Below are 22,700 nucleotides of genomic sequence, written 5' to 3'. Positions count from 1 at the left end.
ATCTCGGGCGCGATCCAGCATCTGGCGGGCATGAAGGACTCCAAGGTGATCGTGGCGATCAACAAGGACGAAGAGGCGCCGATCTTCTCGGTGGCCGACTACGGCCTGGTGGCCGACCTGTTCACGGCCGTGCCGGAACTGGTCAAGGCCCTCTGACACTTCGAGACATGTGAGCCGAAGGGCATCGTTCGCGGTGCCCTTTTTCACATCGGTTGGTATCCGGCACCAGAAGCCGCAGGAGACGCACATGAGCTATATCGCCCCCCTCAAGGACATGCTGTTCGACATCGAGCACCTCGCGAACATCGCGCAGGTGGCGCAGATGCCGGGCCTCGAAGACGCCGGCCTCGAAACCGCCCAGGCGGTGCTCGAGGAATGCGCCCGCTTCAACCAGGACGTGATCGCGCCGCTGAACGTGGACGGCGACCGCAATCCTTCGTCGTTCAAGGACGGCAAGGTCACGACCACGCCGGGCTTCAAGGAAGCCTTCGCCCAGTACGTGGCGGGCGGCTGGCAAGGGCTTCAGCATCCGGCGGACTTCGGCGGCCAGGGCCTGCCCAAGGCCATCGGCGCGGCCTGCGTCGAGATGCTCAACTCGGCCAACATGAGCTTCGCGCTGTGCCCGTTGCTGACGGACGGTGCCACGGAAGCCTTGCTGACGGCCGGCTCCGACGAACTCAAGGCGACCTATCTCGAGAAGCTGGTGAGTGGCCAGTGGACCGGCACCATGAACCTGACCGAGCCCCAGGCCGGCAGCGACCTCGCGATGGTGCGCAGCCGCGCCGAGCCGCAGGCGGACGGCACCTACAAGGTGTTCGGCACCAAGATCTTCATCACCTACGGTGAACACGACATGGCCGAGAACATCGTCCATCTGGTGCTGGCCCGCGTCACGGGCGCGCCCGAAGGCGTGAAGGGCATCAGCCTGTTCGTGGTGCCGAAGTTCATGGTGAACAAGGACGGCTCCCTGGGTGAGCGCAACGACGTCCATTGCGTCAGCATCGAGCACAAGCTGGGCATCAAGGCCTCGCCGACGGCCGTCCTCCAGTATGGCGACCACGGCGGCGCGATCGGCTACCTCGTGGGCCAGGAGAACCGCGGCCTCGAGTACATGTTCATCATGATGAACTCGGCCCGCTACGCGGTGGGCATGCAGGGCATCGCGATCGCCGAGCGCGCCTACCAGCACGCCGTGGCCTATGCCAAGGACCGCGTGCAGAGCCGTCCGGTCGACGGCTCCATCAACGCCAGCGCGCCGATCATCCACCACCCCGACGTGAAGCGCATGCTGATGACGATGCGGGCCTACACCGAAGGCTGCCGCGCGATGGCCGCCGTGGCCGCGGCCGCCTACGACGCGACCCATCACCACCCCGACGCCGAGACGCGCAAGCAGAACCAGGCCTTCTACGAATTCATGGTGCCGCTGGTCAAGGGCTACAGCACCGAGATGAGCCTGGAGGTGGCCTCGCTGGGCGTGCAGGTGCATGGCGGCATGGGCTTCATCGAGGAGACCGGCGCGGCGCAGTACCTGCGCGACGCCAAGATCCTGACCATCTACGAAGGCACGACCGCGATCCAGGCCAACGACCTGGTGGGCCGCAAGACGGCGCGCGACGGCGGCCAGACGGCCAAGGCCATCGCCGCCCAGATCGAGAAGACCGAGGCCGAACTCGCCCAGCGCGACAGCGCCGATGCGCGAGCGGTGGCCAAGAAGCTCAAGGCCGCGCGCGAAGCCTTCGTGGACGTGGCCGCCTTCGTCGCCGGCCAGACCAAGGCGTCGCCGAACGCGGTGTTCGCGGGCAGCGTGCCCTACCTGATGCTGGCGGGCAACGTGGTGGCCGGCTGGCAGCTGGCGCGCTCGCTGCTGGTGGCCGAAGACCTCGCCAAGGCCGGCACCGACGTCGCCTTCATGAAGGCCAAGATCGCCACCGCGCGCTTCTATGCCGAGCACATCCTGAACAAGGCGCCGGGCCTGCGCGACAGCATCGTGGAGGGGGCCGACAGCGTCACCGCCCTCGCACTCGAATCCTTCTAAGACCAACAGATCTCATTCATCGAATTCCGGAGACTCCATGTCCAAGCTGCCGCCCGTGCTCGCCAACCTTCCGCTGCCCATCATCGGCTCGCCGCTGTTCATCATCAGCAACCCCAAGCTGGTGATCGCCCAGTGCAAGGCCGGGGTGGTGGGCTCGATGCCGGCGCTCAATGCGCGCCCGGCCGCGCAGCTCGAGGAATGGCTGATCGAGATCACCGAGGAACTGGCCGCCTACAACAAGGCCAATCCCGACAAGCCGGCGGCGCCCTTCGCCATCAACCAGATCGTGCACAAGAGCAATGACCGCCTCGAGCACGACATGGCGATGGTCGTGAAGTACAAGGTGCCGATCGTCATCACCTCGCTCGGTGCGCGCACCGACGTCAACGATGCGGTCCACAGCTACGGCGGCGTGACCCTGCACGACATCATCAACAACACCTTCGCGAAGAAGGCGATCGAGAAGGGCGCCGACGGCCTGATCGCGGTGGCGGCCGGCGCCGGCGGCCATGCGGGCGTGAAGAGCCCGTTTGCCCTGATCCAGGAAATCCGCCAGTGGTTCGACGGCCCGGTCGCGCTGTCGGGCTCGATCGCCACCGGCGACGCCGTGCTCGCGGCGCAGGCCATGGGCGCCGACTTCGCCTACATCGGCACCGCCTTCATCGCCACCGAGGAAGCCYGCGCGAGCGACGAGTACAAGCAGGCGATCGTCGACGGCAGCTCCGACGACATCGTCTACTCGAACCTGTTCACCGGCGTGCATGGCAACTACCTCGCGCCGAGCATCGTGGCCGCCGGCATGGACCCGGCCAACCTGCCCGAAGGCGACCTCAAGACCATGAACTTCGGCGGCGGCGAGGGCAGCAAGGCCAAGGCCTGGAAGGACATCTGGGGCTCGGGCCAGGGCATCGGCGCGGTGACCGAAGTCGCGAGCGCAGCGGCCTTCGTCGAAAAGCTCAAGCGCGAATACTTCGACGCCCGCCGACGTCTCGCGCTCTAGGACCGTGACACTGCGAGGGGCGGCCATGGGTCGCATGCCGCTGCTGGACGCGGTCAAGGGCGTGGCATGCGCGCTGATCGTCGGCCATCACCTGGCGCGCTACGGGCCGCTGCAGGAAGGCGCTTCGGTGCTCGCGCCGGCGCTGTTCGACTGGCTGGCCCAGGACGGCCGGCTGGCGGTGCAGGTCTTCCTGGTGCTGGCCGGCTTCCTGGCGGCCGGCAGCCTGGCGCCCGATGGCGTGCTGCGGGTCGACCGCCCGCTGGCGCGTGTCGGCCAGCGCTACGGGCGCCTGGTCATGCCTTACCTGGCGGCGCTCAGCTTCAGCGTGCTGGTCGCCGCGCTGGTGCGGCCCTGGCTCGACGGCGACGCGGTGCCGGCCGCGCCCGGCCTGGCCCAGCTGCTGGCGCATGGCCTGCTGCTGCAGGACCTGCTCGGATTCGACGCTCTTTCGACCGGGGTCTGGTACGTGGCCATCGACTTCCAGCTGTTCGTGCTGGCGCTGGCGGCGATCGGCCTGTCGGAGCTGCTGCAGCGGCGCTGGGCGCTGGGCCGCGAGCGCTCGCGCTGGCTGGTGGCCGGCCTCGTGCTGGCGCTGGTGGTGGCTTCGCTGGCGGTGTTCAACCGCCGGCAGGAACTCGATGTCACGGCGATCTATTTCTTCGGCTCGTACGGGTTGGGCATGCTGGTGTTCTGGATCGGCCGCGCGACCCGCGACAGCACCTGGCGCTACGCGGTGCTGCTGCTCGCGCTGGTCGGCGCCGCGGCGCTGGCGCTCGACTGGCGCAGCCGCATCGCGATCGCGCTGGTCACCGCATTGGCCGTGGCCGTGGTGCAGCATCGCGACGGACTGGCCCCCGCCGCGTGGCCTCGCATCGGCGCGCCGCTGGTGCGGCTCGGCCGCATTTCGTATTCGCTGTTCCTGATCCACTTCCCGGTGCTGCTGCTGGTCAGCGCGGCGATGAGCCATCTGTTGCCGGACACACCGTGGATCGACCTGATGGGCCTGCTGGCGACCTTCGCGCTGTCGATCGCAGCCGCGACGCTGCTCTATCGCTGGGTCGAGTCGCGGCCCGCCACCTGGCGCGCGGTGCTCGGCCTGTTCGCGGCCCTGCTGGCCTGCGGCCTGCTCGTCTCGGCCTGAGCGCTGCCCGCGTGCGCCGGCGCGGGCACCGAGAGTGCCCCGCGCGTCACGGGCTTCTGTTAGCTTAACGAACCGCGGCCCTGCAGCGAGGGCGTGCATCCCGTATGATTCGTGAGTTTTCAGTAAATACTGAAATTACAGAAATTTAATACGTGAACACCGCCACCCCTTCGTTCGCCAGCCTGGTCCAGGGCGCCGCCGCGCTGCTCTGGGTGCCGCAGGCAGCGCTGCTGGCCTGGGCGGTGCAGCGGCTCGGGGCGGGCGAGGGCCCGACCGCGGTGTTCTGGCCGGCGGCCGGGATCCTGCTGCTCGGACTGTTGCGGGCGGCAGCGGAGGCCTGGGGCGCCCGGCGGGTGTATGCGCAGGCGCGGCTGCACTTGTCCGCGCTGCGGGCCCGGGTCGCGGCGGCGCTGGCCGCGCGTTCGCCGATGGACAGCGCGCGCCCGGCCGCGGGCCTCGCCGCCAGCGTGATCGCCGAGCAGGCCGAGGCGGTCGTGCCCTACCTGGTGCGCTACGGGCCGGCGCGCTGGCGGGCGACGGTGGTGCCGCTGGTCATCGTCGCGGTGGTGGCCTGCCTGTCCTGGGTGGCGGCCGCCGTGCTGCTGGTGGCGGCGCCGCTGATCCCGATCTTCATGGCCATCGTCGGCTGGCGCGCCCGGGCCGCGAGCGAGGCGCAGATGGTCGAGCTGGGCGGCATGAACGGCTTCCTGCTCGATCGCCTCCGCGGACTCGCCACCTTGCGTGCGCTCGATGCGGTCGACGCCACCGCACGGCGCCTGGGCGAGTCGGCCCAATCGCTGCGGACCCGCACGATCGCGGTGCTGCGCATCGCCTTCCTGTCGTCGGCGGTGCTGGAGCTGTTCTCGGCGCTCGGTGTCGCGATGGTGGCGGCGTACATCGGCTTCCATCTGCTGGGCACCCTCGGCTTCGGTACCTGGGGCCGCACGCTGAGCCTGGGCGAGGGGCTGTTCATCCTGCTGCTGGCGCCGGCTTTCTTCGAGCCGCTGCGGGAGCTGTCGGGGGTCTGGCATGACCGCGCGGCCGGCGAAGCCGCGCTGGCATCGCTGGCTCGCCTCCGCGAGGGTGGCGTCGCGCTGCCCGGCGCCGCTTCGACAGGCGAACGGCCGTGTCCGCAGGTCGGCATGCCCGGCGCGCCCGCGGTCCGGGTGCAGGGCCTGTGTTTCTCGCATGCCGGGGAGGCGGCTTTATTCGACCACTACGACCTGCGCGTGGCGGCCGGCGAGCACGTTGCCCTGATGGGGCCCAGCGGCTCGGGCAAGACGGCGCTGCTGAGCCTGATCGCCGGCCTGCTCCCGGCGCAACGCGGCGAGATCCAGATCGGCGGCGTGCCGCTGTCCGACGAGACGGCGGCCGGGCTGCGCGCGCGCATGGCGTGGATGGGCCAGAAGCCGCATGTCTTCGCCGGCTCGGTGCAGGCCAACGTGGCGCTCGGACGGGCCGGCGTGCAGACGGCGCAGGTGGAGGCCGCGATGCGCTTCGCCGCGCTCGACGGCGTCGCCCAGGCCCGCCCCGGCGTCGCGCTGGGGGAGGGCGGCGGCGGCCTGTCGGGCGGCGAGGCGGTGCGGCTGGCGCTGGCGCGCGTGGCGGCGCAGCCCGGGGCCGATCTGCTGCTGGTCGACGAGCCGACCGCGCACCTCGACAGCGAGACCGCGGAACGGGTGGCCGATGCCCTGATGCAGCTGGCGCGCGGCAAGACGCTGATCGCCGCCACTCACGACCCGGTACTGGCCGCCCGCATGGGCCGCGTGATCCGGCTCGATCACCTGCCGGCCAAGGAGGCTGCATGAAGCACTGGCGCGACGTGCGGCCGGTGCTCGCGGCCTTCTGGCAGGCACAGCCGCGCCGTCTGGCCCTCGGCGCCGCGCTGGCGCTGCTGACGGTGCTGATGGGCATGGCGCTGCTGGGCCTCTCCGGCTGGTTCATCAGTGCCACCGCGATGGCCGGGCTGCAGGCCGCCACGGCGCTGCGCTTCGATGTCTTCATGCCCTCGGCCGGCATCCGCCTGCTGGCGCTGGGCCGCACCGGTTCGCGCTACGCCGAGCGGCTGGTCACGCACGACGCCACTTTCGGCGTGCTGGCCGCACTGCGCGAGCGCCTGTTCCGCGGCTGGGCCCGCCCCGATGCGGCACGCCGGCTGCTGGCCCGGCCGGCGCGCCTGCTGTTCCGCCTGACGGCCGACATCGACGCCCTCGAATCCTTCTACCTGCGGCTGCTGGTGCCGGCCATCGCGGCGCTCGGTGCGGCGCTGTTCGCCGGCGTCGTGCTGGGCTTCATGAACGCCTGGATCGGCGTTGCGCTGGCACTGTGGCTGGTCATGGCGGGCTGGGGCATCGCGCTGGCGGTGGCGGTGCGGGGCCGGCCGGCGTCGCTGCGGCGCGCGCACGCCATGGAAGCGCTGCGGGCCCGGGCCGCCGACCTGGTCTCGGGCCAGACCGAGCTGGTCATGGCCGGCAGGAGCGAGGCGCAGTGCGAGGCGCTGGCCGCGGCCGACCGCCATCTGGCGAATGCGGACCATGCGCTCAACCGGCTCGAGGTGCGCGCCGGCATGGCCTACGGCATGGCCGGCACGCTGACCTTGGTGGCGGTGCTGCTGGCGGCTGCCGCGCTGGTGGGCGATGGCGCGATCGGCGCGCCCCCGGCGGCACTGGCGCTGCTGGTGGCGCTCACCGCGCTCGAACCCTTCGCCGCCTTGCGCCGCGGCGCGCTCGAGGCCGGCCGCGCCTGGCTGGCGGCGAGGCGCCTGGCGCCCCGCCTCGCGCCGGACCTGCCTGCCGAGGTGGCCGCGACAGCGTGGCCGGCCGCACCCTCCGACGCCGGCCTGGCGCTCTGCCTCGCGCGGGTCGTGGCGGCCCACCCCGGCAGCCGGGTGCCGGCGCTGCGTGACATCTCCCTGACCTTGGCCACCGGCGAGCGGGTCGCACTGGTCGGGCCCAGCGGCGCCGGCAAGTCCACCTTGCTGGCCCTGGTCGCTGGCGAGTTCGCGGCGGCCTCCGGCGAGGTGCGCTGCGTGCCGCACTGCCTGCTGACGCAGCGAACGGAGCTGTTCCAGGACAGCCTGCGCGACAACCTCCGGCTGGCCGATCCCGGTGCCGGCGATGCCCGGCTGTGGGCCGCGTTGCAGGCCGCCGGCCTGTCGCAGGAAGTGCGCGCGATGGCCGCCGGACTCGACACGCCGCTGGGCGAGGGCGGGCTCGGACTCTCGGGCGGCCAGTCGCGGCGGCTCGCGCTGGCGCGGTTGATGCTGCGCGACGTGCCGCTCTGGCTGCTGGACGAACCCACCGAAGCACTGGACACTGCGACCGCCCACGATGTGTTGCAACGCCTCGATGCCCAGGCGGCAGGCCACACGCTGCTGGTCGCGACCCATTTGCGGCGCGAAGCGGCGCTGGCCCACCGGTTGATCTCGATTCAGGACGGCCGGATCACGGCCGACCTGCGGCGCGGCACCGCAGCCTTCGACGCGGCACTGAAGGCGCTGCGCCCGGACTGAGAACGAAGAATACGAAAGGAACCCCATGGACCTCGACATCGTTGCCCTCTCCCGATTGCAGTTCGCCTTGACGGCGCTGTATCACTTCCTGTTCGTGCCGCTGACCATCGGCCTGGCCGTGGTCCTCGCGATCATGGAGACCGTCTACGTCATGACCGGGCGGACCATCTGGCGCGACATGACAAAGTTCTGGGGCGTGCTGTTCGGCATCAACTTCGCGATGGGCGTGGCCACCGGCATCGTCATGGAGTTCCAGTTCGGCATGRACTGGAGCTACTACAGCCACTACGTGGGCGACGTCTTCGGTGCGCCCCTGGCGATCGAGGGGCTGATGGCCTTCTTCCTCGAGGCCAGCTTTGTCGGCCTGTTCTTCTTCGGCTGGGACAAGCTGTCGAAGGTGGCGCACCTGATCGTCACCTGGCTGGTCGCGATCGGCTCGAACCTGTCGGCGCTCTGGATCCTGATTGCCAACGGCTGGATGCAGAACCCGGTCGGCGCGGCCTTCAATCCGCAGACCATGCGCATGGAGGTGACCGATTTCGCGGCCGTGCTGACCAACCCGGTGGCGCAGGCCAAGTTCGTGCACACGGTGTCGGCGGGCTACACCGTGGCCGCGATCTTCGTGCTCGGCGTCTCGGCCTGGTACGTGCTGAAGGACCGCCATCTCGAACTCGCCAAGCGCTCGATGACCGTGGCCGCCTCCTTCGGGCTCGCGGCCTCGCTGTCGGTGGTCGTGCTCGGCGACGAGAGCGGCTACCTGTCGACCGAGCACCAGAAGATGAAGGTCGCCTCGATCGAGGCGATGTGGAAGACCGAGCCCGCACCGGCCGCCTTCACCGCCTTCGGCTTCCCGGACCAGCGCACCCGCGAGACCCACTTCGCGGTCCACATCCCGATGCTGCTGGGCCTGATCGGCACCCGCTCGCTGACCAAGGAGGTGCCGGGCATCGAGGACCTGGTTGCGCGCGCCGAGGACCACATCCGCGACGGCATCAAGGCCTACGACGCGCTGCAGACGATCCGCCAGGCCAGGAGCGATGCCGAGGTGCCGCCGCAGGCGCGCGCCGACTTCGAGGCCCACGGCAACTTCATGGGCTACGCGCTGCTGCTCAAGCGCTATGTCGACGATCCGCGCCAGGCCACGGCCGAGCAGATCACCAAGGCCTCGTGGGACCTGGTGCCGCCGGTGTTCTCGCTCTACTGGTCGTTCCGGATCATGGTCGGCCTGGGCATGTTCTTCATCGTGCTGACCGCCACCTTCTTCGTGCTGTCGACCCGGCGCCGGCTGGATGCCCATCCCTGGCTGCTCAAGGTCGCCGTGTTCTCGATTCCGCTGCCCTGGGTGGCCGCCGAGATGGGCTGGATCGTGGCCGAGGTCGGCCGCCAGCCGTGGGTGATCGAAGGCGTGCTGCCGACCGCGGTCGCGGTCTCGAATCTCGGCGCCGCGACGGTGCTCGGCACCATCGTCGGTTTCGTGGCGATCTACACGATCCTGTTCGTGATCGAGATGAAGCTGATGCTGAAGGCGATCCGCAAGGGGCCGACCGAACATCCGCCGACACCGGCCGGTGCCTGGCGCACCGGCGCCGGTCCCGACCTCGCGGGCCGTCCGCGCACCTCGCTGGGAGCTTGACCATGATTCTCCACACCCTCATTTCCTACGAAGTGCTGCGCCTCGTCTGGTGGCTCCTGCTCGGCGTCCTGCTGGTCGGCTTCGCGGTCATGGACGGCTTCGATCTCGGCGCCGGCATGCTGCTGCCGTTCGCGGGCCGCAACGACCTCGAGCGCCGCGTGATCATCAACAGCGTCGGTCCGGTCTGGGAGGGCAACCAGGTCTGGCTGATCCTCGGCGGCGGCGCGATCTTCGCGGCCTGGCCGCAGCTCTACGCGGTGTCGTTCTCGGGCTTCTACATCGCGATGTTCGCGATCCTGGTGGCCTTGATCCTGCGGCCGGTGGCCTTCAAGTTCCGCGGCAAGCGCGACGAGCCGGCCTGGCGCGCGCGCTGGGACTGGGCGCTGTTCATCGGCGGCTTCGTGCCGGCGCTGATCTTCGGCGTCGCGATGGGCAACGTGCTGCGCGGCGTGCCGTTCCGCTTCAACCCCGACATGCACATCTTCTACGACGGCACTTTCTTCGGCCTGCTCAACCCGTTCGCGCTGCTGTGCGGCCTGGTGTCGGTGGCGATGCTCGCGATGCACGGCGCCGCCTGGCTGCAGCTGAAGACGCAGGGCCCGGTGGCCCAGCGCGCGCGGGCCTACGGCAGCGTGGCGGCGGTCGCGACGATCGTGCTGTATGCGCTCGCCGGCTTCGCGTTGTGGAAGTTCGTCGACGGCTTTCGCGTGACCAGCGCGCTGCCGGCAGACGGGCCGTCGAACCCCTTGCTCAAGACCGTCGAGGTGCATTCGAGCGCCTGGTTCGCCAACTACGAGGCGCATCCGTGGCTCTACGTCGTGCCGGGCCTGGGCCTGGCCGGCGCTTTGGTGGCGCTGCTGGGCCTGCGCATGCGGGCCGAGCTGATGACCTTCGTGGCCAGCGCGCTGTCGATCGCCGGCATCATCCTGAGCGTCGGCGTCTCGATGTTCCCGTTCATCCTGCCCTCGACCATCGATCCGCGCGCCAGCCTGACGGTGTTCGACTCGTCGTCCAGCCACCTGACGCTGTTCATCATGCTGGTGGTCACCGCCATCTTCATCCCGATCATCGTCGCCTACACCAGCTGGGTGTACGCCGTGCTGCGCGGCAAGGTCGACGCCGCCGCGATCAGCGAAGAGCGCGGCCACGCGTACTAGTCACAGAAAGAGAATCCGACCATGTGGTACTTCGCCTGGATCCTGGGACTGCCGCTCGCCGCGACCTTCGCGGTGCTGAATGCGATGTGGTACGAGCTGATGGACGACGAGGCCGTAAGGCACGACAAGCTCGACAAGCCGTAGCCGGCCGCTATTCCTTGGGTGGCTTCGGGGCCTTGGACCCGCCTGTCAGTCGGTCCTTGAGCCCCAGCACCTTGGTCACGGTCGCGCCCATGCCCATGAGCTGCATCGCTGTTTCCGGGGCGAGCCGCTGCACGTCGTCGAACCACTTCATGAGCCGGTCGATCAGGTCGTGCATGTCGCGCATGCGCTGCTGGGCATGGCGCTCGGCGTCGGTCTTGGGCTCTTCGAGCAGCGCCATGCGCAGCATCGACAGCGTCGGCTCGATCTCGCGCCGGCGGCGCTCCTCGGCCAGCACGCGGAAGATCTCCCAGACATCGGAAGGCGCCTCGAAATACTCGCGCCGGTCGCCCGCATGGTGGCGCAGCCGCACCAGCCGCCAGGCCTGCAGCTCCTTCAGGCCCATGCTCACGTTGGAGCGCGAGAACTCGAGCGACTCGGCGATCTCGTCGGCATTCAGCGCCCGCTCCGAGATGAAGATCAGCGCATAGATCTGGCCGACCGTGCGGTTGATGCCCCATTTGCTGCCCATTTCCCCGAAGTGGGCGATGAATTCTCGGCTGAGGGCGGGCAGGGCGTCTTTGGGCATCGGCCGATTTTCAGGCCGAATTGCTGAAGCTTCAAGAAAGACTGAAAGACTACTTCCAGGGCGTCGGCGCCGGGACCTCGCAGGCGGGCTCGACGTCGATGCTCTTGAAGTCGGCCGGCGACACGATCTCGAGGTATTCCATGTCGGGCGAATAGTCGAACAGGTAGTGGCGGATGCCCGGGCGCTGATGGACCACGTCGCCGGCGGCGACCAGCGTCTCCTTGTCCTCGTACATGAAGCGGGCCCAGCCCTTGAGCATGTAGACGATCTGGAAATCCGCTTCGTGCCGGTGCCAGCCGGTGCCCGTTTCCGGTGCCATGTTGGCCTTGACGAGGTGCGCGATCACGCGGCCGTTGGTGGCGTCCGCCACCCCGAGGTCGCGATACAGGAAGAAATCGCGCAATCCGCCTGAAACGTAGTCGGTGTCGCCGGGTTTGACATGGGAGAACTTCGTGTCGGTTCGGTCCAGCATGGGCCTGCTCCTTCGGAGGGTGGGAATGCTGCGCCGCAGCACGCATAAACCATTCCTGCCGCGTGCCTTGACAAGCCGGCGCCCGGCTTCGAAACTAAACCATATGGTTCACTCTAATGCCGGCACTCTCGATGCCGTCTTTTCAGCCCTGTCGGATGCCACCCGGCGCGACGTGCTCGAACGGCTGGGGCGCGGCGGCGGCCTCACGGTCAGCGAACTGGCCCAGCCGCATGGCATGTCGCTGACCGGCTTCATGAAGCACTTGCGCGTGCTCGAGGAGGCCGGCCTGGTGTCGCGCACGAAAGAAGGCCGCATCGTGCGCTGCGCGCTGTCGCCGGCCCCGATGCAGGAGGCCGCCGTGTGGCTGTCGCACTACGAGAAGTTCTGGGCCGGTCGCCTGGACCCGGCCGCAAGCGCTGAAGCCATGGTTCGGCCCAGCCGGAACATCGCGCCTTTGTTGGGATAATCCCCGCCATGAGCGGCAATACCTTCGGCACCCTATTCGCGGTCACCAACTTCGGTGAATCCCACGGCCCGGCGATCGGCTGCGTCATCGACGGCTGCCCGCCCGGCATGGCGCTCACCGAAGCCGACATCCAGGGCGACCTCGACCGGCGCCGCCCCGGCACCAGCCGCCACGTGACGCAGCGCAACGAACCCGACGCGGTGCAGATCCTGAGCGGCGTGTACGAAGGCAAGACCACCGGCACGCCGATCGCGCTGCTGATCCAGAACACCGACCAGCGCAGCAAGGACTACGGCCAGATCGCGCAGCAGTTCCGCCCCGGCCACGCCGACTTCAGCTACTGGAAGAAATACGGCATCCGCGACCCGCGCGGCGGCGGCCGCTCGTCGGCCCGCCTGACGGCACCGATGGTGGCGGCCGGCGCGGTCGCCAAGAAGTGGCTGTTCGAGAAGTACGGCACCCGCTTCCGCGGCTGCATGGCGCAGATCGGCGACATCGTGATCCCGTTCGAGGCCTGGGACCACGTGCCGAACAACCCCTTCTTCGCGCCCATGGCCGACGTCTCGCAGCTGGAGGCCTACATGGACGCGCTGCGCAAGGCCGGCGACTCCTGCGGCGCCCGCATCCGGGTCACGGCGTCGAACGTCCCGGTGGGCCTCGGGGAGCCGCTGTTCGACAAGCTGGATGCCGACATCGCCTGGGCGATGATGGGCATCAACGCGGTCAAGGGCGTCGAGATCGGCGCTGGCTTCGCCAGCGTCACGCAGCGCGGCACGACCCACGGCGACTCGATCACGCCGCAGGGCTTCGTGACCAACAACGCCGGCGGCGTGCTCGGCGGCATCAGCACGGGCCAGGATCTCGAGGTGAGCATCGCGATCAAGCCGACCAGTTCGATCATCAGTCCGCGCCAGTCCATCGATGTCAACAACCAGCCGGTCGAGGTCGTGACCAAGGGCCGGCACGACCCCTGCGTCGGCATCCGGGCGACGCCGATCGCGGAGGCGATGCTGGCGCTGGTCGTGATGGAGCATGCGCTGCGCAACCGCGCCCAGTGCGGCGACGTGCATGCGCCGGACCTGCCGGAGCATCCGTCGCCCCAGGCTTCGTTCCTCTAGTGGCATCCGCGCCGCCCGCCGCCGGGGGGCGCGGCCACCTGCTGGCCTTCGCGGCCCTGTCGGCGAGCTATTTCGCCCACATCGGCTTCTTCAATCCGTACCTGCCGCTGTGGCTCAAGGACCTCGGGCTGCCGATCTTCGTGATCAGCCTGCTGACCTCGGTGCAGTCGGTGACCCGGGTCTTCGCGCCGTATGCATGGGGCGCGCTGAGCGACCACACGGGCGAGCGCGTGAAGCTGCTGCGCTTCAGCGCCGCGGTGGCGCTGGTCTCTTCGTTCGGCCTGTGGTGGAACGGCGGCCCGTGGTGGCTGATGCTGGTGCTGCTCGTGATGTTCACGCACACCAGCTCGATGATGTCGCTCACCGAGGCCGCGATGGCGCACCTGGTGGCCGGCGACTGGGGCCGCTATGGCCGCATCCGCCTCTGGGGCTCGGCGGGCTTCCTGGTCACCGTGTTCTTCGCCGGCGAATGGTTCGAGCGCTTCGGCATGCGGCACTTTCCGGCCTGGGCCGGCGGCACTTTGGCGATCGTGCTGATCGCGACACTGCGGCTGCCCGACGTGCGCGAACCGGTGTCGCAGCACGCGCAGGCCCGCGAGCCGGTCGGTCCGGTGCTGCGCAATCCGGCGGTGCGCTGGTTCTTCGTCTCGCTGTTCTTCCACGTGATGGCGCATTTCGCGGTCTACGGTTTCCTGTCGCTCTACCTCGATTCGCTCGGCTACGGCAAGGGCACGATCGGCCTGCTCTGGGCGCTTTCGGTGGTGGCCGAGATCGTCTGGTTCTTCCTGCAGGGGCGGCTGCTCGGGCTGCTGTCGATGCCGCGCTGGCTGCTGCTGTGCGGTTTCGCGGCGGTGCTGCGCATGGGCATCACGGCCGGCTGCGGGCAGTGGGTCTGGGCCCTGGTGGTGGCGCAGGCGTTGCACGCGCTGTCCTTCGCGGCCCACCACACCACCTGCATCGCGATGGTGTCGCGCCACTTTCCGGGCCGGCTGCGCGGCCGCGGGCAGGCGCTTTTCACGGTGATCGGCTATGGCTTCGGCGGCGTGCTCGGTGTCCTGGTGGGTGGCGCCATCGCGCAGCGCTTCGGCTATGTCGCCATGTTCAGCGTGGCGACGGCGGTGGCGGCGGTCGCGAGCGGATGCGCCTGGCGGGCGCAGCGGGTCGGCGGCGCGGTTTGACGGTGGGGGCGGATCGGGGCTAAAGTAAGGATTCCTTACCGGAGGGATTTCCAATGCTCGCCAAGATGACTTCCAAGAACCAGCTCACCCTGCCGCGCAGCGTGACGGACCAGCTCGGCGATGTCCCGGAGTACTTCGACGTGGCGCTGCGCGACGGCCAGATCGTTCTGACACCGGTGCGCATCCAGCGCGGCGATGCCGTGCGAGCCAAGCTGGCGGCGCTGGGCCTGGGCGCTTCGGACGTGGCCGATGCCGTGGCCTGGGCGCGCAGCGAGCAGCCGGTGCCCGTGGCCGCCGAGCCCACGCCCGCCTACCGGACTCCCGTCCCCCGACGCAAGCCCGGGGCCTGAGCCGCGTGGCCGCCGTCCGGGTGGTGTTCGACACCAACGTGGTCGTTTCGGCCTTGCTGTTCGGCGGCCCGGCGACGGCAAGGCTGCGCGGGCTCTGGCAGCAGGGGACCTGCGTGCCGTTGCTCAGCAAGGCCACCGCCGCCGAGCTGCTTCGCGTGCTGGCCTATCCCAAATTCCGACTCTCGGCGGCGGAGCGCGAGGAACTGCTGGGCGACTACCTGCCGTTCGCCGAGATCGTGGTGGCGCCCGACCCGCCGCCCGAGGTTCCCGATTGCCGCGACGCCGTCGACCTGCCGTTTCTGCACCTGGCCGCGGTCGGTGATGCGACCCTGGTGACCGGTGACCGTGACCTGCTGGTGCTGGCCGGTGGCACGGCGATCCCGATCGTGCGGATCGAGGATTTCATCGCGGGCTTCGACCCGCGCTGAAGCCGCAGGTTCTCAGTCCAGCTCGGCCCGTCTCGGCATGTCGGCGCCCCGGCGCGAGCAGGTGATGGCCGCGGCCTTGGCCGCGAAGCCGAGCAGGGCGCCCAGCGCCTGGCCATCGAGCGCCGCGAGCGCCCCGGGCGTCAGCGCGCCGTGTTCGTCGAGCCAGGTCAGCAGGCCGGCCTGGAAGGTGTCGCCGGCGCCCACGGTGTCGATCACCTTCACCTGCGGCGTCGGCACGTCGGCTCGCGCGCTTCGGGTCCAGGCGCTGGCGCCCTGGCCGCCGCGGGTCACCGCGACCAGCACCGCGCCCTGCGCCAGCCAGCGCGCCGCGACCTGCTCGGGCGCCTCGGCCGGATAGAGCAGGCCCAGGTCCTCGTCGCTGACCTTGACCAGGTGCGCGATCGAGACCATCCGGTCGACCAGCGCGCGCCATCGCGCCACGTCGGGCTCGACATTGAGACGCACGTTCGGGTCGTAGGCGACCAGCCGCTGGCCGCGCTCGCGGGCGGCGAGTGCCAGCAACGCGCTGCCGACCGGCTCGACCGCCAGCGCGTAGGAGCCGAACTGCAGCACGCGCACGGTCGGCGGCAGCGCCGGAAGCGTGTCGTGGCTGAGCTGCCGGTCGGCCGCGCCGGTGCCGTGGAAGGCATAGCGCGGCACGCCGCGGGCGTCGACGCTGACCACGCTGAGCGTGCTGGGCGCATCGCTGCGCACGATCAGCGAAGTGTCGACCCCTTCGGCCGCGAGCGAGGCCAGCAGCCGCTCGCCAAAGGCGTCGGTCGACAGCCCGGCCAGGAAGGCCACCGGCCGCCCGAGCCGGGCCAGGCCCTGGGCCACGTTGAGCGGCGAGCCGCCGATGCGGGCATCCAGCGCCAGGCCGGTGGGGGTGGCTTCGCCCGTGTAGACATCCATCAGGGCTTCGCCGCAGACCACGAACATGGGGATCCTTGAAAGTGAGGATCAGGAGATTACAGGCTGGCGCCGGTTCGAACCAGTCCGCCAGCACCGGGCGCCGATACGCGCTTGCAAACAGCTTCTCAGATGATCGGCCGCAGCGCCTCGGCCACTTCGCGCAGCACCGGCAGCAGCTTGTCGACCAGCTGCGTGTCGGGGTAGACCTGCCGCTGCACCGTGACGCTGAGCGCGTACTGGCAGTGGCCCTTGCGGTCCTTGAGGGGCAGCGCGAGGCCGCTGAGCCCGAAGTCGAGGTACTGGTCGGCATGCGCGTAGCCGAGCCGGCGCGCCACCCCCACGTTCTCGCGGAAACGGGCCGGGTCGACCACCGTGAAGCCGGTGAAGCTGGCGAAGTCGTGGGCGGCGAGCCAGGCATCGAGGCCGGCATCGTCCAGGGTCGAGAGCAGCGCCAGCCCCGGCGCCACCACGTGGGCCGGCACCCGGGCCCCCGGGTGGAAGCCGATCGACACCACGCGCGGCGAATTGCTGCGCGACAGGTAGACCACCTCGTGCCCGTCCAGGGTGGCGACGTTGAGCGATTCGCCGCATTGCATCGACGCCCGCTGGATGAAGGGCTGGGCGATGCGCGGCACCCGCGCCACCTCCATGAAGGCCTGGCCGAGCCGCAGCACGCGCGGCAGCAGCCAGTAGTACTTGCCGTCGGTCGCCGCATAGCCGTAGTGCACCAGGCTGAGCAGGTAGCGGCGGGCCGCGGTGCGGGTCAGCAGGGCGCGCTCGCCGGCCTCGGTGGCGGTCAGGCGGGGCCGGTCCTCCGAGAAGGCCTCGATCACGCGAAGTCCCTTGCCGAGGCCTTCGATGAGGAGCTTGCGGTCGATGGGCGGTGGCTCGGCAGGTGGGAGCATGGTTGGGGGAAACCCGGTTTTCGTGCGCGTGGTGCACGGGTGCGGTCGATCATCGCTCGCGACATGCGGCTTCGGCGTTGTGGAGAACCCTGAGGCGGTCCAAAGTCGCCGCCTCGGCCCGCGAAGCGCCAGCCGACCCCCCGAACCCCCAAGGAGAGACAAATGAGCAACCCCAACGACCACGAGCCGCAAGGCAGGCACCAGTCGAGGAAGGCCGCCGCCAGCGGCTGGATCGGCTCGGCGCTCGAGTACTACGACTTCTTCATCTACGCCACCGCGGCGTCGCTGATCTTCCCGCAGATCTTCTTTCCCTCGGGCAATCCGAGGATCGCGATCATCGCCTCGCTCGCGACCTACGGCGTGGGTTACGTGGCGCGGCCGATCGGCGCCTTCGTGCTCGGCCACTGGGGCGACACGCGCGGGCGCAAGCACGTGCTGCTGGTCTGCATGTTCCTGATGGGCTTCTCGACCATCGCCGTCGGGCTGCTGCCGACCTACGCCCAGGTCGGCCTGCTGGCACCGGCGCTGCTGGTGGTGCTGCGCCTGATCCAGGGCTTCGCGGTGGCCGGCGAGATCGCCGGCGCCAGCTCGATGATCCTCGAGCATGCGCCGTTCGGGCGCCGCGGCTTCTTCGCCAGCTTCAGCCTGCAGGGCGTCCAGGCCGGGCAGATCCTGGCGGCCGCCGTGTTCCTTCCGCTCGCGCACTTCATGCCCGAGGAGGCCTTCCTGTCGTGGGGCTGGCGCATTCCGTTCCTGTTGAGCTTCATCGTGATCGTGGCCGGCTACATCATCCGCCGCGAAGTCGACGAGACGCCGGCTTTCGCCGAGGTCGACAAGGCGCATGCGGCACCCAAGGCGCCGATCATCGAGGCCTTCACCAACAGCTGGCGCGACATGCTCCGCGTGGTCTGCGCGGCCCTGATGAACGTCATCCCGGTGGTGGCCACGGTGTTCGGTGCCGCCTACGCGGTGCAGCCGGCCTACGGCATCGGCTTCCAGAAAGACATCTTCCTGTGGATCCCGGTGCTCGGCAACATCCTGGCCGTGATCGTGATCCCGATGGTCGGCAACCTGTCCGACAAGGTCGGACGCAAGCCGCCGATCGTGATCGGTGCGCTCGGCGCCGGCCTGCTTTCCTTCGGCTACCTCTACGCGATCAGCATCCACAACGTGCCGCTGGCGATCGTCATGTCGCTGCTGATGTGGGGCATCGTGTACCAGGGCTACAACGCCGTGTTCCCGAGCTTCTACCCGGAGCTGTTCCCGACCCGCACCCGCTGCTCGGCGATGGCCATCTCGCAGAACATCGGCACCACCATCACGGCCCTGCTGCCGGCGCTGTTCGTCGCCGTCGCGCCGCCCGGCGCGGCCAACATCCCGCTGACCATCGGCGCGCTGACCTTCGGCATCACCATCGTCTCGGCCCTGGCGGTGCTGAGTGCCCGCGAAACCTACCGGGTCCACCTGAACGACCTCGGCAATGCCAATGCGGTGCCGGTCCCGAAGCCGGACTACGAGCGCATGCGGGCCCAGACGCTGGCCGATGCGAAGCTGGCCCGGGCCGCGGCCTGAGCTCGGCCGCGCACGGAAAGTCCCGGACCGGCCCAGGGGGTTTTTGAGAGAGCCGGCGACAGGCGCATACTGGCGCGCCATCGCCTGCAGGAGCGCGCCATGCTCGAATCGCTGCGAACCGATCCCACTTTCCACGCCTCGCCGCGGTTGGCGATGGAGGCTGAAGCCGAGCGCATCGCCTACACCGCGCTGCTGTCGCCCGATGCCTCCCGGCCAGATGCGCTGGCGGTGGTGGATGTCGACCCCGCTTCAGCCACTTATGGCCGCGTGCTGCACCGCCTGGACATGCCGAACCGGGGCGACGAATTCCATCACTTCGGCTGGAACGCCTGCAGCTCGGTGCTGTCGCCGATGTCCGGCCATGCCTTCCTGAAGCGGCGCTACCTGGTCATCCCGGGCATCCGGTCGTCGCGCATCTACGTGGTCGACACGCAGCCCGATCCCGTGCGGCCGACCATCGCCCGCGTGGTCGAGCCGGAGGAGGTGCTGCGCAAGACCGGCTACTCGCGGCCCCACACGGTGCATTGCGGTCCAGAAGGCCTGTACATCAGCACCCTCGGCGGCGCCGGTGCCGACGGGACCGAAGGGCCGCCGGGCGTGTTCCTGATGGACTGCGAGAGCTTCGAGGTCCTCGGCAAGTGGGAGATCGAGCGCGGGCCGCAGAAGCTGCACTACGACTTCTGGTGGAACCTGCCGCGCGACTACATGGTGTCGAGCGAGTGGGGCCTGCCGCCGCAGTTCGAGGGCGGGATCGTGGCCGAAGACCTGCTGGCCAACCGCTACGGGCACCAGCTTCATTTCTGGGACCTGCGCGGGCGCCGCCATGTCCAGAGCATCGACCTGGGCGCCAATCACCAGATGGCGCTGGAGGTCCGGCCGGCGCACGAGCCGACGCGCGAATACGGCTTCGTCGGGGTGGTGGTCGACACCACCAACCTCGAAGCCTCGATCTGGACCTGGTGGCGCGAGGGCGGCAAGTTCCAGGCGAAGAAGACGGCGGTGATCCCGCCCGAACCGGCCGATGCGGCGCTGCTGCCGCCGCTGCTGAAGGGCTTCGGCGCCGTGCCGCCGCTGGTCAGCGACATCGACCTGTCGCTGGACGACCGCTTCCTCTATGTGGCCTGCTGGGGCACCGGCGAGCTGCGCCAGTACGAGGTGTCCGACCCGATGAACCCGCGCCTGGCCGGCAGCGTCCACGTCGGCGGCATCGCGCGGCGCACGCCGCACCCGAACGGAACGGTTTTCGGCGGCGGACCGCAGATGACCGAGATCAGCCGCGACGGCAAGCGCGTCTATTTCACCAACTCGCTCTACAGCCGCTGGGACGCCCAGTTCTATCCCGACGGCGTGCCGGGCCGGCAGGCGATGTGCCACGTCGGTGCCGACGGGGGCCTCACGCTGGACCCGGGCTTCCTGGTCGATTTCGGCAACGACTACGGTGCCCACCAGATCCGGCTGCAGGGGGGCGACTGCTCGACCGATTCCTTCTGCTATTCGTCGGCCTGAAGCGAGGCCTCCGAGTCGCCGTGAGCCCCCTCGCTGCAGCCTCGCTCTGGGCCGGCGTGGTGGCGATCGGCCTCTACCATGGACTGAATCCCGCGATGGGCTGGCCCCTGGCCGTGGCCAACGGCCTCGAGCGCCAGCGCGGCGCGGCCGTCTTCGCCACCTGGCTGCCGCTGGGGGCGGGCCACCTGCTGGCCATGGCGCTGGTGCTGCTGCCCTTCGCGCTGCTGGCGAACCTGCTGCCTTGGGGCCGCGAGATCCGCATCGGCGTCGGGCTGCTGGTGCTGGTCTTCGGCGCCTGGCGCCTGGTCCGGCCGGGCCGCCACCGGTGGAGCCGGCGCCTTCGGCCGACACAGCTGACCCTGTGGTCCTTCCTGATGGCCAGTGCGCACGGCGCCGGGCTGATGCTGCTGCCGATCCTGGTGGGGCTGTGCGGCGTCCCGGCGGACCCGGCGCTCGATCCGCCGTCCACCCTGGCCCTGATGCGCGCGAGCGCCGCCACGGCGGTCGCGGTGTCGCTGGTCCACTCGGCCGCGATGATCGGCTCGGGGCTCTGCGTCGCCTGGCTGGTCTACCGCTACCTGGGTTTGAAGGCGCTGCGCAGCGCCTGGCTCGACCTCGACACGCTCTGGTCGGCCGGCCTGATGCTGTCGGGGGCGGCGGCCATCGCCACCGCCTGGGGCGGGGCGGCCGGGCATTGACGACGAAGGCTCAGAGCAGCCCGCGCATCGCCTGCGCCGTCTCGCGCAGCACCGGCAGCACCCGCGCCACGGCGTCCTCGCTGCCTTCGTGGCCCATCGGCATCGTGATGTTGAGCGCCCCCACGAGGTCGCCGTGGCGGTCGCGCAGCGGCACCGCGATGCCGCGCGAGTTGAGGTCCAGCTGCTGCTCCGACAGCGCCCAGCCCTGGGCCCGGATGCGCGCCAGCTCCAGCTTCATGCGCTCCTTGCTGGCGATGGTGTGCGGCGTGAAGACCGCGAGCTCATGGGTGTCGAGCCAGTGGCTGCGCTCGGCGTCGCTGCGCAGGGCGATCATCAGCATGCCCGAGGCCGTGACCTGGGCCGGGACCCGCGCGCCCAGCACGTAGCCGGTGCTCATGCTGCGGTTCGGCCCGTTGCGCGCGATGTAGACCACCTCGTCGCCGTCCATCACGCTCAGGTAGGCGATCTCGTGCGTGCCTGCCGCCACGCGCTGAAGAAAGGGCTGGACGATGCGCGGCAGCCGCGCCGATTCGAGGTAGGACTGGCCCAGCCGCAGCACCCGCGGCGTCAGCCAGAACAGCTTGCCGTCGCCGGCCACGTAGCCCATGTGCTGCAAGGTCAGCAGGTAGCGCCGGGCCGCGGTCCGCGTCATGCCGGTGCGCTGGCCGGCCTCGCTGGCCGTCATGCGCGGGTGCGCGTCGTCGAAGGCTTCGATGACGGCCACGCCGCGTTCCAGGCCGGCGATCCAGTCGCGTTTGTCGAGCTCTGGCGGGGTGGCGTCGTCGGTGGTCATCGTTCTCGGGGGAAACCCTGAATGCGTGCGATTATCGAACATTTGCGTTCGATGATCGATTTCTGCGCGACGGACGAACGATCGCGCCGGGCGCGTGGCGGCCTACATTAGCGCCGCTTCTTCGAAATCGCGCGATATTCGAACAATTTGAAGCGAGACACCACCCATGTTCCCCTCCATCGTCGGCAGCACCTCCGTCTACCTGCTCCCCGGTGACCCGGTCACGAACGTCCGCTTGCCGCGGATGTTCAACGCGGTCTTCGAGCGCTGCGGCATCGATGCCGTGATGGTGCCGGTCCAGGTGGCCAAGCGCGACCTGGCGGTGTTCGTCAAGGCCGCCTTCCTGGCCAAGAACGTGCGCGGCATGGCGATCGCGCCGCCGCACAAGCCGCTGCTGGTGGACCTGCTCGACGGCTGCGGCCTGTTCGGCCGCGTGGCCGGCTCGGTCAACGTGGTGCGGCGCATCGCCAACGGCGAACTCGAGGGCGACCTGTTCGACGGCGAGGGCCTGCTGGGCGCGCTCGACCACTACAACATCCCGTTCCGGGGCAAGCGCGTGCTGATCCTCGGCGCCGGCGTCAGCGCGGCGGCGATCGGCGTCGCGCTGGCCGAGGGCGGCACGGTCAACGGCGCCGAGCACATCGCCTTCCACGACATCGTGGCCGGCAAGGCGGCCGGCGTCGCGGCCCAGCTCGACGCCTTCTTCGATGCCACCACGGTGGCGGTCGACAGCAGCGACCCGGCCGGCTACGACCTGGTGGTCAATGCGACGGCGCTCGGGCTCAAGCCCGACGACCCGCTGCCGGTCGACGTCGCCCGCATGGAACCGCATGCGGCGCTGTTCGACATCCTGCTGCGCAACCAGCCGACGCCGCTGGTGCGCGCCGCCCGCGAGCGCGGCCTCCATGCCCAGGCCGGCTTCGAGATGCTGGTGCAGCAGATGCCGCACTACTTCGAGTTCTTCGGCCACCGCGATGCCGCCCATGCGCTGCGCCACGATGCCGATTTCCTGCGCGAGCTGATCTACCCCCCGGCCATGGCCGACGAGATCCGCCACCCCCTGCGCTACCACTCGGCGAGCGTGGCCTGAGC

General features: G+C 69.8%; 22 protein-coding genes and 1 pseudogene. 18 read left to right on the top strand and 5 right to left on the bottom strand.

Features of this window, described 5'->3' with window-relative positions:
* The 9 genes and pseudogenes from AC1DF3_RS13845 to cydX all read left to right on the top strand — a co-directional run.
* Positions 1 to 156, top strand: a pseudogene (locus tag AC1DF3_RS13845) (electron transfer flavoprotein subunit alpha/FixB family protein); the annotation flags it as partial.
* A gap of 91 nt (positions 157 to 247) precedes the next feature.
* Entirely contained in the window at positions 248 to 2,038 is a 1,791-nt protein-coding gene (locus tag AC1DF3_RS13840) for an acyl-CoA dehydrogenase (RefSeq protein WP_286532447.1), read from the top strand.
* Positions 2,039 to 2,075: 37 nt separating this feature from the next.
* A complete protein-coding gene (locus AC1DF3_RS13835; RefSeq protein WP_478139910.1) occupies positions 2,076 to 3,038 on the top strand; it encodes an NAD(P)H-dependent flavin oxidoreductase in 963 nt (320 codons plus the stop codon).
* A gap of 34 nt (positions 3,039 to 3,072) precedes the next feature.
* Complete coding sequence (locus AC1DF3_RS13830; protein WP_478139913.1) at positions 3,073 to 4,179, top strand: acyltransferase family protein; 1,107 nt, start codon at positions 3,073 to 3,075, stop codon at positions 4,177 to 4,179.
* A 152-nt stretch (positions 4,180 to 4,331) separates the two neighbouring features.
* Positions 4,332 to 5,987, top strand: a complete 1,656-nt coding sequence (gene cydD, locus AC1DF3_RS13825; protein WP_478139909.1) for a thiol reductant ABC exporter subunit CydD — start codon at positions 4,332 to 4,334, stop codon at positions 5,985 to 5,987.
* Positions 5,984 to 7,690: an amino acid ABC transporter ATP-binding/permease protein gene (locus AC1DF3_RS13820; RefSeq protein ID WP_478139908.1), complete on the top strand. Its 1,707-nt coding sequence runs from the start codon at positions 5,984 to 5,986 to the stop codon at positions 7,688 to 7,690. Before cydD ends, AC1DF3_RS13820 begins: the two co-directional genes overlap by 4 nt.
* A 25-nt stretch (positions 7,691 to 7,715) precedes the next feature.
* Complete coding sequence (locus tag AC1DF3_RS13815; protein ID WP_478139907.1) at positions 7,716 to 9,323, top strand: cytochrome ubiquinol oxidase subunit I; 1,608 nt, start codon at positions 7,716 to 7,718, stop codon at positions 9,321 to 9,323.
* Positions 9,324 to 9,325: 2 nt separating this feature from the next.
* Positions 9,326 to 10,480 (top strand): cytochrome d ubiquinol oxidase subunit II, encoded by a 1,155-nt coding sequence (cydB, locus tag AC1DF3_RS13810; protein WP_478139906.1) that lies wholly within the window; start codon positions 9,326 to 9,328, stop codon positions 10,478 to 10,480.
* Between the two features lie 21 nt (positions 10,481 to 10,501).
* Complete coding sequence (gene cydX / locus AC1DF3_RS13805) at positions 10,502 to 10,624, top strand: cytochrome bd-I oxidase subunit CydX (protein ID WP_286524681.1); 123 nt, start codon at positions 10,502 to 10,504, stop codon at positions 10,622 to 10,624.
* Positions 10,625 to 10,631: 7 nt separating this feature from the next.
* Here cydX and AC1DF3_RS13800 read toward each other — a convergent pair whose 3' ends face one another.
* Both AC1DF3_RS13800 and AC1DF3_RS13795 read right to left on the bottom strand, forming a co-directional pair.
* Positions 10,632 to 11,210 (bottom strand): GbsR/MarR family transcriptional regulator, encoded by a 579-nt coding sequence (locus AC1DF3_RS13800; RefSeq protein WP_286532463.1) that lies wholly within the window; start codon positions 11,208 to 11,210, stop codon positions 10,632 to 10,634.
* 49 nt (positions 11,211 to 11,259) lie between these two features.
* Positions 11,260 to 11,682, bottom strand: a complete 423-nt coding sequence (locus tag AC1DF3_RS13795; RefSeq protein WP_301815009.1) for a cupin domain-containing protein — start codon at positions 11,680 to 11,682, stop codon at positions 11,260 to 11,262.
* Between the two features lie 103 nt (positions 11,683 to 11,785).
* Between AC1DF3_RS13795 and AC1DF3_RS13790 the strand changes: the two genes are divergently transcribed.
* From AC1DF3_RS13790 to AC1DF3_RS13770, 5 genes are all read left to right on the top strand, one after another.
* A complete protein-coding gene (locus AC1DF3_RS13790; RefSeq protein WP_478139905.1) occupies positions 11,786 to 12,148 on the top strand; it encodes an ArsR/SmtB family transcription factor in 363 nt (120 codons plus the stop codon).
* 8 nt (positions 12,149 to 12,156) lie between these two features.
* Positions 12,157 to 13,266, top strand: coding sequence for a chorismate synthase (gene aroC, locus AC1DF3_RS13785; protein WP_286524674.1), 1,110 nt, complete (start codon positions 12,157 to 12,159; stop codon positions 13,264 to 13,266).
* Positions 13,266 to 14,444 carry an MFS transporter gene (locus tag AC1DF3_RS13780; protein WP_286532473.1) on the top strand — a complete coding sequence of 393 codons (1,179 nt, stop codon included), beginning with the start codon at positions 13,266 to 13,268 and terminating at the stop codon, positions 14,442 to 14,444. Before aroC ends, AC1DF3_RS13780 begins: the two co-directional genes overlap by 1 nt.
* 65 nt (positions 14,445 to 14,509) lie before the next feature.
* Positions 14,510 to 14,794 carry an AbrB/MazE/SpoVT family DNA-binding domain-containing protein gene (locus AC1DF3_RS13775; protein WP_286532474.1) on the top strand — a complete coding sequence of 95 codons (285 nt, stop codon included), beginning with the start codon at positions 14,510 to 14,512 and terminating at the stop codon, positions 14,792 to 14,794.
* 5 nt (positions 14,795 to 14,799) lie between these two features.
* Complete coding sequence (locus AC1DF3_RS13770) at positions 14,800 to 15,222, top strand: putative toxin-antitoxin system toxin component, PIN family (protein ID WP_478139904.1); 423 nt, start codon at positions 14,800 to 14,802, stop codon at positions 15,220 to 15,222.
* A gap of 12 nt (positions 15,223 to 15,234) precedes the next feature.
* Here the strand turns inward: AC1DF3_RS13770 and AC1DF3_RS13765 are convergent, their stop codons facing one another.
* Together AC1DF3_RS13765 and AC1DF3_RS13760 are read right to left on the bottom strand one after the other, a co-directional pair.
* Positions 15,235 to 16,161, bottom strand: a complete 927-nt coding sequence (locus tag AC1DF3_RS13765; protein ID WP_286532478.1) for a carbohydrate kinase family protein — start codon at positions 16,159 to 16,161, stop codon at positions 15,235 to 15,237.
* Between the two features lie 98 nt (positions 16,162 to 16,259).
* Positions 16,260 to 17,039: an IclR family transcriptional regulator domain-containing protein gene (locus AC1DF3_RS13760; RefSeq protein WP_286532481.1), complete on the bottom strand. Its 780-nt coding sequence runs from the start codon at positions 17,037 to 17,039 to the stop codon at positions 16,260 to 16,262.
* Positions 17,040 to 17,201: 162 nt separating this feature from the next.
* Between AC1DF3_RS13760 and AC1DF3_RS13755 the strand changes: the two genes are divergently transcribed.
* The 3 genes from AC1DF3_RS13755 (at position 17,202) to AC1DF3_RS13745 (ending at position 20,815) form a co-directional block, all read left to right on the top strand.
* Positions 17,202 to 18,611, top strand: a complete 1,410-nt coding sequence (locus AC1DF3_RS13755; RefSeq protein ID WP_478139903.1) for an MFS transporter — start codon at positions 17,202 to 17,204, stop codon at positions 18,609 to 18,611.
* Positions 18,612 to 18,710: 99 nt separating this feature from the next.
* Positions 18,711 to 20,117 (top strand): selenium-binding protein SBP56-related protein, encoded by a 1,407-nt coding sequence (locus AC1DF3_RS13750; RefSeq protein WP_478139902.1) that lies wholly within the window; start codon positions 18,711 to 18,713, stop codon positions 20,115 to 20,117.
* Positions 20,118 to 20,137: 20 nt separating this feature from the next.
* The gene (locus AC1DF3_RS13745) at positions 20,138 to 20,815 is read left to right on the top strand and encodes a hypothetical protein (RefSeq protein ID WP_286524657.1); all 678 of its coding nucleotides are present in this window, start codon (positions 20,138 to 20,140) and stop codon (positions 20,813 to 20,815) included.
* A 10-nt stretch (positions 20,816 to 20,825) separates the two neighbouring features.
* On the opposite strand, the gene AC1DF3_RS13740 is transcribed toward AC1DF3_RS13745, so the two are convergent.
* Positions 20,826 to 21,608 (bottom strand): IclR family transcriptional regulator domain-containing protein, encoded by a 783-nt coding sequence (locus tag AC1DF3_RS13740; RefSeq protein ID WP_286532488.1) that lies wholly within the window; start codon positions 21,606 to 21,608, stop codon positions 20,826 to 20,828.
* A 166-nt stretch (positions 21,609 to 21,774) separates the two neighbouring features.
* Here AC1DF3_RS13740 and AC1DF3_RS13735 point away from each other — a divergent pair, with 166 nt between their 5' ends.
* The gene (locus AC1DF3_RS13735; protein ID WP_286532490.1) at positions 21,775 to 22,698 is read left to right on the top strand and encodes a shikimate dehydrogenase family protein; all 924 of its coding nucleotides are present in this window, start codon (positions 21,775 to 21,777) and stop codon (positions 22,696 to 22,698) included.
* Positions 22,699 to 22,700 lie beyond the last annotated feature (2 nt).

This window comes from Variovorax sp. 10N432 (genome assembly GCF_056394465.1).
Note: the sequence above shows the minus strand (reverse complement) of the source record. Positions and strands in the feature narration are given on the sequence as shown.

Excerpts from the sequence above, each read along its gene's own strand:
- AC1DF3_RS13760 (WP_286532481.1), bottom strand. The coding sequence starts at position 17,039 with ATGCTCCCACCTGCCGAGCCACCGCCCATCGACCGCAAGCTCCTCATC.
- cydX (WP_286524681.1), top strand. The coding sequence starts at position 10,502 with ATGTGGTACTTCGCCTGGATCCTGGGACTGCCGCTCGCCGCGACCTTC.
- aroC (WP_286524674.1), top strand. The coding sequence starts at position 12,157 with ATGAGCGGCAATACCTTCGGCACCCTATTCGCGGTCACCAACTTCGGT.
- AC1DF3_RS13800 (WP_286532463.1), bottom strand. The coding sequence starts at position 11,210 with ATGCCCAAAGACGCCCTGCCCGCCCTCAGCCGAGAATTCATCGCCCAC.
- AC1DF3_RS13750 (WP_478139902.1), top strand. The coding sequence starts at position 18,711 with ATGCTCGAATCGCTGCGAACCGATCCCACTTTCCACGCCTCGCCGCGG.
- AC1DF3_RS13775 (WP_286532474.1), top strand. The coding sequence starts at position 14,510 with ATGACTTCCAAGAACCAGCTCACCCTGCCGCGCAGCGTGACGGACCAG.
- AC1DF3_RS13820 (WP_478139908.1), top strand. The coding sequence starts at position 5,984 with ATGAAGCACTGGCGCGACGTGCGGCCGGTGCTCGCGGCCTTCTGGCAG.
- AC1DF3_RS13830 (WP_478139913.1), top strand. The coding sequence starts at position 3,073 with ATGCCGCTGCTGGACGCGGTCAAGGGCGTGGCATGCGCGCTGATCGTC.
- AC1DF3_RS13740 (WP_286532488.1), bottom strand. The coding sequence starts at position 21,608 with ATGACCACCGACGACGCCACCCCGCCAGAGCTCGACAAACGCGACTGG.
- AC1DF3_RS13795 (WP_301815009.1), bottom strand. The coding sequence starts at position 11,682 with ATGCTGGACCGAACCGACACGAAGTTCTCCCATGTCAAACCCGGCGAC.
- cydB (WP_478139906.1), top strand. The coding sequence starts at position 9,326 with ATGATTCTCCACACCCTCATTTCCTACGAAGTGCTGCGCCTCGTCTGG.
- AC1DF3_RS13765 (WP_286532478.1), bottom strand. The coding sequence starts at position 16,161 with ATGTTCGTGGTCTGCGGCGAAGCCCTGATGGATGTCTACACGGGCGAA.
- AC1DF3_RS13840 (WP_286532447.1), top strand. The coding sequence starts at position 248 with ATGAGCTATATCGCCCCCCTCAAGGACATGCTGTTCGACATCGAGCAC.
- AC1DF3_RS13735 (WP_286532490.1), top strand. The coding sequence starts at position 21,775 with ATGTTCCCCTCCATCGTCGGCAGCACCTCCGTCTACCTGCTCCCCGGT.
- AC1DF3_RS13790 (WP_478139905.1), top strand. The coding sequence starts at position 11,786 with ATGGTTCACTCTAATGCCGGCACTCTCGATGCCGTCTTTTCAGCCCTG.
- AC1DF3_RS13755 (WP_478139903.1), top strand. The coding sequence starts at position 17,202 with ATGAGCAACCCCAACGACCACGAGCCGCAAGGCAGGCACCAGTCGAGG.